This is a genomic window from Pseudomonas sp. SDO5522_S412, assembly GCF_054071215.1.
The window spans coordinates 1-10,239 of the sequence record NZ_JBSVWQ010000199.1 but is presented as its reverse complement, the minus strand read 5'-3'; the positions used below and the strand labels follow the sequence as shown (position 1 = coordinate 10,239).

Annotated in this window: 9 protein-coding genes; 5 read left to right on the top strand and 4 right to left on the bottom strand. The window is 62.3% G+C overall.

From position 1 onward, the window contains the following. The first annotated feature begins 118 nt into the window (after positions 1 to 118). A complete protein-coding gene (locus tag ACW9I6_RS26255) occupies positions 119 to 751 on the top strand; it encodes a TRAP transporter small permease (RefSeq protein ID WP_003215060.1) in 633 nt (210 codons plus the stop codon). Then, entirely contained in the window at positions 751 to 2,031 is a 1,281-nt protein-coding gene (gene dctM / locus ACW9I6_RS26250) for a C4-dicarboxylate TRAP transporter large permease protein DctM (protein ID WP_003215062.1), read from the top strand. Before ACW9I6_RS26255 ends, dctM begins: the two co-directional genes overlap by 1 nt. 74 nt (positions 2,032 to 2,105) lie before the next feature. Here dctM and ampC read toward each other — a convergent pair whose 3' ends face one another. Then, positions 2,106 to 3,260 (bottom strand): class C beta-lactamase, encoded by a 1,155-nt coding sequence (gene ampC / locus ACW9I6_RS26245; RefSeq protein WP_301050440.1) that lies wholly within the window; start codon positions 3,258 to 3,260, stop codon positions 2,106 to 2,108. A 133-nt stretch (positions 3,261 to 3,393) separates the two neighbouring features. Here ampC and ACW9I6_RS26240 point away from each other — a divergent pair, with 133 nt between their 5' ends. Both ACW9I6_RS26240 and ACW9I6_RS26235 read left to right on the top strand, forming a co-directional pair. Further along, positions 3,394 to 4,269, top strand: coding sequence for a LysR family transcriptional regulator (locus tag ACW9I6_RS26240; RefSeq protein WP_003215066.1), 876 nt, complete (start codon positions 3,394 to 3,396; stop codon positions 4,267 to 4,269). Between the two features lie 190 nt (positions 4,270 to 4,459). Next, the gene (locus ACW9I6_RS26235; protein ID WP_457340015.1) at positions 4,460 to 5,353 is read left to right on the top strand and encodes a LysR family transcriptional regulator; all 894 of its coding nucleotides are present in this window, start codon (positions 4,460 to 4,462) and stop codon (positions 5,351 to 5,353) included. Here the strand turns inward: ACW9I6_RS26235 and ACW9I6_RS26230 are convergent, their stop codons facing one another. The 3 genes from ACW9I6_RS26230 to ACW9I6_RS26220 all read right to left on the bottom strand — a co-directional run bounded on the left by ACW9I6_RS26230 (position 5,354) and on the right by ACW9I6_RS26220 (position 8,763). Next, complete coding sequence (locus ACW9I6_RS26230; RefSeq protein WP_177029131.1) at positions 5,354 to 5,929, bottom strand: DUF1349 domain-containing protein; 576 nt, start codon at positions 5,927 to 5,929, stop codon at positions 5,354 to 5,356. It lies immediately after the preceding gene. 72 nt (positions 5,930 to 6,001) lie between these two features. Then, a complete protein-coding gene (locus ACW9I6_RS26225) occupies positions 6,002 to 7,504 on the bottom strand; it encodes an APC family permease (RefSeq protein ID WP_087695002.1) in 1,503 nt (500 codons plus the stop codon). Then, positions 7,501 to 8,763 carry an aspartate aminotransferase family protein gene (locus tag ACW9I6_RS26220; protein ID WP_087695004.1) on the bottom strand — a complete coding sequence of 421 codons (1,263 nt, stop codon included), beginning with the start codon at positions 8,761 to 8,763 and terminating at the stop codon, positions 7,501 to 7,503. Before ACW9I6_RS26220 ends, ACW9I6_RS26225 begins: the two co-directional genes overlap by 4 nt. A gap of 224 nt (positions 8,764 to 8,987) precedes the next feature. Here ACW9I6_RS26220 and ACW9I6_RS26215 point away from each other — a divergent pair, with 224 nt between their 5' ends. Next, entirely contained in the window at positions 8,988 to 10,172 is a 1,185-nt protein-coding gene (locus ACW9I6_RS26215; RefSeq protein ID WP_102604955.1) for a DUF2252 family protein, read from the top strand. Positions 10,173 to 10,239: the final 67 nt, after the last annotated feature.

Here is a 10,239-nt window from a genome sequence, read left to right as displayed (position 1 = left end):
AGTCACCGAATGCATCAACTGAAAGACTGCATTCGCGAGCAAGCCCGCTCCCACATGTTGATCCGGTTCCCGCCTCCAAGCCTTGCACACACCTATCTCCGCTTCGCGAGGTTTTGCCATGCAAACGCTAAGGCGCGTCTGGGAGCACCTGGAGGAAGGCTTTATCGCCATCCTGCTGGCCGCCATGACCCTGGTGACTTTTGTCTACGTCATGCTCAACAACATCTACACCCTGTTCTTTGCCCTTGCCGACAAGTGGGCGTGGAGCAGCGGTTTCTTCAATGCCCTGGGTGACCACACCATGGGCTGGGCCCAGGACATGACCTGGAGCGTGGCGCTGACCAAGGCCATGTTCGGTTGGTTGATTTTCTTTGGCATCTCCTACGGCGTACGCACCGCCGGCCACCTGGGGGTGGACGCGCTGGTCAAGCTGACGCCGCGCCGGGTGCAGCGCCTGCTGGGCATGCTGGCTTGCCTGTGCTGCCTGGCCTACGCCGGGTTGTTCATGGTTGCCAGCTACAAATGGCTGAGTGCGGTCACCACCGCGCACATCGGCGCCGAAGACCTCGACAAGTTCGGCATCGACGTCGACGACATCGTGGTGATCGTGCCCATCGGCTTTGCCCTGGTGTTCATCCGCTACCTGGAAATTTTCTACCGCATCTTCACCCACCGCCAAACCGGGCTGGGCCTGGCCGACGAAGCCGGTGAAGCCAGCAAGTTGGCCGGCAGCCATGAGGAGCGTCACTGATGGCCGTTCTGTGTCTGTTTTTGCTGCTGTTCGTGTTCATGTTCCTCGGTGTGCCCATCGCGATTTCCCTGGGGTTGTCGGGCGCGGTGTCGATCCTGATGTTCAGCCCGGACTCGGTGAGTTCCCTGGCAATCAAGCTGTTTGAAACCTCGGACGCCTATACCTTCCTGGCGATTCCGTTCTTCCTGTTGTCGGGTGCGTTCATGACCACCGGTGGCGTGGCGCAGCGGCTGATCGACTTTGCCAACGCCTGCGTCGGGCATATCCGCGGCGGGCTGGCGATTGCAGCGGTGCTGGCATGCATGCTGTTTGCCGCACTGTCGGGCTCCTCGCCCGCGACAGTGGCGGCGGTGGGTTCGATTGCCGTGGCGGGCATGGTGCGCTCGGGCTACCCGAAGGAATTCGGCGCCGGGATCATCTGCAACGCCGGTACCCTGGGCATCCTGATTCCGCCGTCGATCGTGATGGTGGTGTACTCGGCCGCCACGGAAACCTCGGTGGGCAAGCTGTTCATGGCCGGGGTGATTCCGGGCCTGCTGCTGGGCTTGATGTTGATGGTCGCGATCTACATCGTCGCGCGCATCAAGAAACTGCCGGCCCAGCCGCGGGCGACCTTTCGCGAGTGGCTGACCTGCGCCCGCCGGGCATTCTGGGGCCTGTTGCTGCTGGTGATCATCCTGGGCGGGATCTACAGCGGCATGTTCACCCCGACCGAAGCGGCGGCGGTGGCGGCGGTGTACTCGGCGTTTGTCGCGCTGTTCATCTACAAGGACATGAAGATCAGGGATTGCCCCAAGGTGCTGCTGGAGTCCGGGCGCCTGGCGATCATGCTGATGTTTATCATCGCCAACGCCATGCTCTTCGCTCACGTGCTGACCACGGAGCAGATTCCCCAGGAAATCACCGCGTGGGTGATCTCCGAGGGCCTGACGCCGATTGGTTTCCTGATCATGGTCAACGTGGTGTTGCTGGTGGCGGGCAGCTTTATGGAGCCGTCGGCGATCGTGCTGATCCTGGCGCCGATCTTTTTCCCGATTGCGATGAAGCTGGGGATCGACCCGATTCACCTGGGAATTGTGATGGTGGTCAACATGGAGATTGGCCTGGTGCATCCGCCGGTGGGGTTGAACCTGTTTGTGACCTCGGCAGTGACAGGGCTGACGCTGGGGCAGACCATCCGCGCGGCGTTGCCGTGGCTGATGATCCTGCTGGTGTTCCTGATCATGGTGACTTACCTGCCGTTCATATCGCTGGCCTTGCCGCATTGGCTGGGGATGTAAACCCAACTTGAATCACGCCACAAAACAATGTGGGAGCGGGCTTGCCCGCTCCCACATTTGAGGTGTGCAGGGATTTATTTATCCATCGCACTCAAGATCGCATGGGCCACTTTTACCCGTTCGGCATTCGGGTAGTTCTTGTTCGCCAGGATCACCACCCCCAGGCCTTTGCTCGGCACGTACGCCACGTAGGCGCCAAAACCACCGGTGGCGCCAGTCTTGTTCACCAGCGTGTCGGCATGGGGCGCTTGCGGTGGTGTCAGCCAGTTGACCTTGTGGGGCTGAAAGGCCATTTGTGCCGAGTTGCCTTCCGTCAATGCATCCAGCGTGATCGGGTAGGGGTACATCTCCCAGCCGAGGCCCTGGGTCATGCCATCCACCGTGTAGTAGCCGGTGTGGGTTGCGGCAATCGCCTGTTGCAGCGGCTTCTCCAGCTTCGCCGGGTGCATGTTCACTTCAACGTACTGAATCAGGTCCGAGGTGCTGGTCTTGATGCCGTAGGCCTCGGCGTCCAGGGCGCCAGGCCCGACGCGCACCGGTTTGCCGGACTTGTCGTAACCCTGGGCGTACAGGTTCATTTGTGACTTGGGTACGCTGATAAAGGTGTGCTTGAGGCCGAGTTTCGGCAGCAGGGTCTGCGCCATCAACCGGTCAAACGGCTGGCCCAGGCTTTGCGCTGCCAGGTGGCCGAACAGGCCGATGCTCGGGTTGGAATACAGGCGTTGGGTGCCGGGAGCGAAGTCCGGTTTCCAGTGCTGGTAGTAGCTGATCATCTTGCCGGCGTTATCGGACTCATCGGGGAATTGCAGGGGCAAGCCACCTGCGGTGTAGGTGCCGAGGTTGAGCAGGCTGATGTGGTCAAACGTGTCGCCGCGCAATGCCGGCAGGTATTGGCTGGCCGGGTCCGACAGCTTCAGCTTGCCGTTGGCCAGGGCATAGCCGGCAAGGGTGGCGGTGAAGGTCTTGCTCACCGAGCCGATTTCAAACAGGGTGTTTTCGGTGACGGGCTGCTTGCTCTCCTTGCTGGCAACGCCGTAGTTAAAGTATTGCGCCTTGCCGTTCTGTACGATTGCCACCGACAGGCCGGCGATGTCCTGTTGCTGCATCAGGGGCTGGACAGTACTGTCCACGACCTGGCGCATGTCGGTAGCCGCCATGCAGTTGCCTGCGCCGAGCAATAAGGCGAATATCGCGGTGTTGCGCACGGTTGGAAAAAGGGATGTGTACATGATGACGTGACTTCCATGAAGGTGATCGGGTGAATACCGTTGCCTGCGCAGGCGCCGCAAATCTAGGCAGTTTGTGATCCCGCGGCAAACGATGATATCTCGCAACAGCCATTAGAAAAATTAGGGTCAAGCCATGCTCCGTTCCCATTTGCCACTCAACGCGCTGCGAGCCTTCGAGGCGTCTGCGCGGCATTTGAGTTTTACCCGGGCGGCGATTGAACTGTGCGTCACCCAGGCGGCGGTCAGTCACCAGGTGAAAAGCCTGGAGGCGCAGCTCAATGTCACGCTGTTCAAACGCCTGCCCCGGGGCCTGATGCTCACCAGCGAGGGCGAGACCCTGCTGCCGGTGTTGCGCGAATCCTTCGACCGGATAGCTCAAACCTTAGGCCAGTTTGAAGGTGGGCATTACCGCGAAGTATTGACGGTAGGCGCGGTGGGCACCTTTGCGGTGGGCTGGCTGTTGCCGCGGCTTGCGGATTTCCAGGCGCGCTACCCGTTTATCGACTTGCGCCTGTCCACCAACAACAACCGCGTCGACGTGGCGGCCGAAGGCCTGGATTACGCAATCCGGTTTGGTTCCGGCGCGTGGCACGGCACCGAGGCGTGCCAATTGCTGGAGGCGCCGCTGACGGTGCTGTGCGTGCCGCAACTTGCTCGGCAATTGCAGACTCCGGCGGACCTGTTGAAGCACACGCTGCTGCGCTCATATCGTGCGGATGAGTGGACGCAATGGTTCCAGGCCGCGGGCTTGCCTGCCGATACGCTGGTGCCGCGCAGTATCGTTTTCGACTCGTCCCTGGCGATGATGGAGGCGGCGCTGCAAGGGGCGGGGGTGGCCCTCGCGCCGGCGATGATGTTCAGCCGGCAGTTGGCGACGGACGTGATTCGCCAGCCGTTCGAGATCGGCATCACCACCGGCAGTTATTGGCTGACGCGCTTGCAGTCACGGGCCGAGACGCCGGCGATGCTGGCGTTCAAGACGTGGTTGCGTGAAGTGGCCATGCACTGAGGTTGGGTCGACGCTGTGGCGAGGGAGCTTGCTCCCGCTGGGCTGCGTAGCGGCCCCAAAGAAGCGACGGTGTTAGTTCAGCAAGAACGCGGCGGATGGTTTCAGGGTCGCTGCGCAACCCAACGGGAGCAAGCTCCCTCGCCACAGGTTATTCTCCCACTCGGTCTGCCACTGATCATAAGAGGCTGCAATGCAAACTTCCGGCGTAGACATCCGTCAACTCAAGGCCTTCGTGGTGGTGGCCGAGGAGCTCAGCTTCGTGCGCGCCGCGACCCGCCTGCATGTCTCGCAACCGGCGCTGTCCCAGACCATCCGCCAGTTTGAGGCGCTGCTGGACGTACAACTGTTCCAACGCAACACCCGCAACGTAGCACTGACCGAAGCCGGCCTGGCCTTGCTGGTAGAGGCGCGGGAAATCGTCAATGGCGTAAGCCGCCTGGTACGCACCGCCCTCGAACATGCACGCGGCGTACGCGGCTCATTGAATATCGGCTTCCTGATCGGCGCGGGTGTGGACTTGATGCCGCAAATCCTCAGCGTGTTCGCCAAGCGCTACCCAGAGATCGAACTGGTGGTGCGCGAGTATGACTTCGGCTCGCCCCATGCCGGGATCGACGAGGGCATGGACGTGTCGGTGCTGCGCCCGCCACTGGGCCTGCCGGACATCGAGTTGCACACCCTGGTGACCGAACCCTGCGTGGCGTGCCTGGCGTCCAGCCACCGGTTGGCCGGGGAGAGCAGCGTGAGCATCTACGATGTGCTGGATGAGCCGATCATTGCTGCACCGGGAGTGGGCGTGTGGCGCAGTTTCTGGACCGCCGACGCGTACCGCGATGGCCAGCCGGCGCGGATCGTCCATGAAGCTTCGACGGTGGAGACCGAGTTGCAGGCGGTGGCGTCGGAGCGCGGGATCAGTATCACCGCGCTGTCCACCGCACGTTTTTATGCACGGCCCGGCCTGGCCTTCCCGGTGATCAGCGATATGCCGATGTGTGAAGTGGCGGTCGCCTTGCCGCCACAACCGAGTGTGGCGGCGCGCAACTTTGCCGAGTTGGCGATGGAAGTGGCGAGCAGCCGGGGTTAGTCAGGACAGGTCGTGCAGGGATTTGCCGTTGGGCGCACTTACCTGAAGCTCGGAAAACTCCACCTCCAGTCCGCCACGTTCCGGCGTGCAGCAATAAGGTCCCACCCGATACGACGCAGCCACGGGGAACGGCGCCAGGCGCACCAATGGCCAGCTCACACCATCCACCGACACCTGCACGCGCAGCACGCCCTTGGCCACGGTGGCGCGAATCCAGAACGCCTCGGGATCACCCGGGAACACACCGGTGGCCCAGTCCGACACGCCATCGGTCAATACGCTGCTCAACAGCGTCACACCGTCGGACAGCTCTGCACCGATCTTCACCCAATGCGCTTCATCCACCCGCACCATCAACCCGGCCTGGTCATACAGGTGGGTAAACGCGCTGTGGATCTTGACCTGGGCGGTGAAGTCACCGTCGGTTTCAACAAACAGGAAATGCCCGTTGTCGCGCACAAAACCATAGTGGGTTTCGCGCCAGAAATCGGTGCTGGCATCGGTGCGCACCTTGAGGCGCTGGCCTTCTCGGCTCCATTGCTGGGGTTGATTGAGCCAGCTGGCCTGTTCAAACATCGGGAAGCTCCTTGAAGGTGACAAGACAAAACCCCGGCGTCCGGGGTTTTGTTGTTTGGCTGCAATCAGCGGCTAGTGGTCGAGCAATTTGCCGCTCGGCCCGGCGGTGCCATTGTTAAGGCGCGTGCGCAGCGAAAACAACCACCACAGCACGCCGACCCCGAGTGTAACCCCGGTGGTGATGGCGCCGGTGTGGCTTTCTTCGGGCACGCTCAGGGTCAGGATCACCGCGATGGCCCACAGGCCGCCGAGGACGATCATCGGCAACAACCACTTGCCCAGGCTGAACACCCCCGCAGGCGCCCCCGGCATCCGGCCATTTTTATAGGCCAGGTACGCGGCAATCAGTGTCAGCAGGTAGGTGCAGTAGTAGGTCAGGCCGACCATCGAGTAGATCGCCGTGACAAACCCGCCGCTCGCCAGGTTCAGCAGCACGGCAATGGCGGTGATCAGCACGATGGCGGCGACCGGCGTACCGAAGTGCGGGTTGATCTTCGCCAGCACCTTGGAGCCCGGCAGCATGTTGTCCCGGGACAAGGCGAAGGTCATGCGCGTGGCCACCGCCATGTTGGCGATGAGGCAGGCGAGGATCGAGGCGAAGGCGATCACGATCATGCCCACGCCGGCGGCGTTGCCCAGTTGCAGGCGCACGATATTGATCACCGGGTTTTCGCTGTGGCTGAGCAGCTCGCTGACCGACCCCGGGATCGCAATGCTCAGCAAGGCGAACACCACGAAGCCCAATACACTGGACACCAGCACCGCACGAATCATCGCCCGGGGCGCGGCGCGGCGTGGGTCCTTGGTTTCTTCGGACAGGTCGGCGGCGCCCTCCCAGCCCAGCAGCACCGAGACCGGCAGCAAGGTGGCGAGGGCGAGGGTGGTGAAGCTGAGGGTGCCGCCGCTGACCGGTTGTGCGGAGGTCAGGATCGCCACGCCCTGGGTGTGCTCGAAGAAGAAAAACACCCCGAAGAACAACGCAATCGCCAGCAGCACCGTGCCGATGATTTCGATGATCGCGCCGATGTCGTTGATCCGCGTGGCCAGGCGAATCCCGCAGATGTTCAGCAGGCCTACCACCAGCGTGGCACCGATGCTCAGGCCCTGGATCTGGCCCTGTGTCGGGTTGGCCCAGATCTCCGGCGCGAACACCGTGCCGATGGCCGCCGAGGTGGCGGCTGTACCGGCGACAAACGAGGTGAACGCGACCCAGCCGGTAAACCAGCCGAAGTGATTGCCCGCCAACCGGCTGGACCATTGGTAGGCGTAGCCGGTAAGCGGAATGCGCCCGGCCAGGTGGCAGTAGACCATGACGATGCAGCACACCAGCGGGATCACCAGCAGCCACAAAAGGATGCCGATACCGCCGACGCGGTTGAACGGGTCGGCGAACAGCGTGACCACCCCGGTGTTGATCGAGACCATGGAAAAGGCCAGGGCAAACGAGGTGAACGAACTCATGGTGCGGTGCATCTTTTGCTCGTAGCCGAGGCTGGCCAGGTCGGCGTCGTCGCTGGACAGCGGGGCCTGGGCATTCGGCGGGGCGGTCACGGTGTTTTCAACGAATGTGCTCATGGCCGTTGCTCCTCGATGATGCCGATCACCTCGTCCAGCACATCGAGGGCCTTGGCCAGCAACGGGCGTTCGATATCCAGAGGAGGCTTGACCTTGATCAGGTTACCCAGCCCGGCGTAGCGGCTTTCGCCAAACAATACGCCGCGCTCCACCCCAAGGCGATACACCTCCTGGGATTCCCGGCAGGCCGGTTCCTTGGTGGTGCGGTCCTTGACCAGCTCGATGGACGCCATCAGCCCGGGGCAGCGGACGTCGCCGATCAGCGGGTGGCGGGTTTGCATGTCCTTGAGGCGGGCGGTGATGTAGTCGCCGGAGTCGCGGGCCTTTTCGCAGAGGTTGTCGGCGACGATCGCTTCCACCGTGGCGTAGCCGGCGGCCAGCGAGACCGGGAAGTGGCCGAAGGTCAGGGCTTCTTCACCTTCGTCGAACCACTTGAGCTTGTCATCGGCGAGGATCCCGGCCAGCGGGAAGCCGCCGCCGACGCCTTTGCCGAACACGATGATGTCGGGCAGCACGTCGTAATAGTCCGCAGCGAACATCGTGCCCATGCGCCCGAAACCGGTCTGCACTTCATCAAAAATCAGCAGCACGCCGAGGCGGTCGCAGATCTCGCGCACGCCTTTGTAGTAGGAGCGGGGGAACTCGATATGCCCGCCATTGCCCTGGATCGGTTCCATCATCACTGCTGCCACGCCACCGTCGACGCCCTTGAGGATGGTTTCTTCCAGCAGGCCAAGGCACAGCTGCGACTCGGTTTCCGGGTCCATACCCAGGCGCGTGCGGTACGGGTTGGGGTGGGGGACGCGGGTGAAACGTGGCTGGATCGCCAGGAACGGATTGTTCGGGTGCGGCCAACTGGCGCCGAGGGTGGCCAGGGAGCGGCCGTGGTAGCCGTCCTGCAGCACCAGCAGGTTCTGTGCGCCGGGGCGGTTCTTGAAAGCCAGTTTCATCGCCATTTCACCGGCGAGGCTGCCATGCAGGGCAAAGCCCATCTGGTTGAGGGCGCCCGGGGAGACTTCCCGCAGCTTCTTCACCAGCCGGGTGTGGGCCGGTGAGCCAAAGTTGGGGCGGATGTGAGTCATTTCGCGCAATTGCGCAACGGCGGCTTCCACCACCCGGGGGTCATTGGCCCCCAAATTGTTCGACCAGGCCTGGGCGGTACAGTCGATGTATTCCTTGCCCTGATCGTCCCATACCAGCGAGCCTCGGGCCTTGACCAGGTTGATCTTGGCGGGTGCGGTGTTCATCACTTCATTCATCTGCGTTATCTCTTTTGTTAGGGCGGCAGTGTTTGGGGATGTGTGCAGTTAGGGTTGTGACTCGCTGCATCGAGTTGACCCGATGCTAGTCCCGGAGACGGGAGGAATAGAAAGACCGATTGCAGTGGGATTGATTGGCGTGGCTTATTAATAGAATCCTCTGAAACAAAATGAAACATTTGTCGCGGGCCAGCCTCTACCGTATCTCCACGACGAGTACTTCTATGAAAATTCCGCGTCCCTCTTCGCGAATGCCCCACCTCACGCAACTGCGCAACCTGAAGATGGCGCGCTCCGCCCACGCCTATGTGCGGGGCAGTACGGTTCAGTTTTACGAGTGGCTGCACAGCCAGCGCGGCCGGCGCTTGCCCCACGGGCCGGCGATCTGGATCTGCGGCGACTGCCACGCCGGTAACCTTGGGCCCACGGGCGATACCAAGGGCCGGATCGATATGCATATCCGTGACCTTGACCAGGCGGTGATCGGCAATCCGGCCCATGACCTGGTGCGCCTGGCCTTGTCCCTGGCCACCGCTGCGCGGGGTTCGGACCTGCCGGGGGTGACCACCGCGCGCATGCTTGAAGAGATGATGGTGGGCTACGCGCAGGCGTTTAAAGACAAGCCCGACGAGGCACCGCCGCGCCCGTCCCAGGTCAAGGCCGGGATGCGCAGTGCGGTGGAGCGCACCTGGAAGAATCTGGCTCGCGAACGTATAGAAAACACCCGGCCGACAATTCCATTGGGCAAGCATTTCTGGTCGTTGTCGCGGGCGGAAAAATCAGCCCTTGAAACGTTGTGCGCGTCGGATGAAATCCACCGGCTGGTGACTTCGCTCAAAGGCCGCTCCAACGACGCCGAGGTTGAGCTGCTGGACTCGGCCTATTGGGTCAAGGGTTGCAGCTCCCTTGGGTTGCTGCGTTATGCGGTGTTGCTGGGAGTAGGGGACAAGTCTGATCAGGAATACTGCCTGCTCGACATCAAGGAAGCGGTAGGCGCTGCGGCGCCGCGTGCGGCCCGGGCAAAAATGCCTCGGGATAACGGCCGGCGCGTGGTGGAGGGCGCGCGGCACCTGTCACCGGCGTTGGGGGAGCGAATGTTGGCCACGCGGTTTCTGGATCACGGGTTTTTCATCCGCGAACTGCTGCCCCAGGACATGAAGCTGGAACTGGATGAGCTGAGCGAGATTGATGCGATGCACGCGGCCGGGTACCTGGCGCGGGTGGTCGGCGTGGCCCATGCGCGGCAGATGGACCGGGATACGCGCAAGGACTGGATGGCGCTGTTGCAAGAGAACCGCTCCAGGCAACTGGATGCGCCTTCGTGGCTGTGGACCAGTGTGGTGCAGTTGGTGGGGAGCCATGAGGAAGGGTATTTGAATCATTGCCGGCGGTATGCGCTGGAGCACTGAGCTCAAGAACGCTGAAAATCCCCTGTGGGAGCGGGCTTGCTCGCGAAAGCGGTGGATCAGTCAAACA

What these genes read in the sequence shown, in the direction of transcription:
- ACW9I6_RS26255 (WP_003215060.1), top strand. Translation starts at nt 119, where the DNA reads ATGCAAACGCTAAGGCGCGTCTGGGAGCACCTGGAGGAAGGCTTTATC.
- ACW9I6_RS26235 (WP_457340015.1), top strand. Translation starts at nt 4,460, where the DNA reads ATGCAAACTTCCGGCGTAGACATCCGTCAACTCAAGGCCTTCGTGGTG.
- ACW9I6_RS26230 (WP_177029131.1), bottom strand. Translation starts at nt 5,929, where the DNA reads ATGTTTGAACAGGCCAGCTGGCTCAATCAACCCCAGCAATGGAGCCGA.
- ACW9I6_RS26215 (WP_102604955.1), top strand. Translation starts at nt 8,988, where the DNA reads ATGAAAATTCCGCGTCCCTCTTCGCGAATGCCCCACCTCACGCAACTG.
- ampC (WP_301050440.1), bottom strand. Translation starts at nt 3,260, where the DNA reads ATGTACACATCCCTTTTTCCAACCGTGCGCAACACCGCGATATTCGCC.
- ACW9I6_RS26220 (WP_087695004.1), bottom strand. Translation starts at nt 8,763, where the DNA reads ATGAATGAAGTGATGAACACCGCACCCGCCAAGATCAACCTGGTCAAG.
- ACW9I6_RS26225 (WP_087695002.1), bottom strand. Translation starts at nt 7,504, where the DNA reads ATGAGCACATTCGTTGAAAACACCGTGACCGCCCCGCCGAATGCCCAG.
- dctM (WP_003215062.1), top strand. Translation starts at nt 751, where the DNA reads ATGGCCGTTCTGTGTCTGTTTTTGCTGCTGTTCGTGTTCATGTTCCTC.
- ACW9I6_RS26240 (WP_003215066.1), top strand. Translation starts at nt 3,394, where the DNA reads ATGCTCCGTTCCCATTTGCCACTCAACGCGCTGCGAGCCTTCGAGGCG.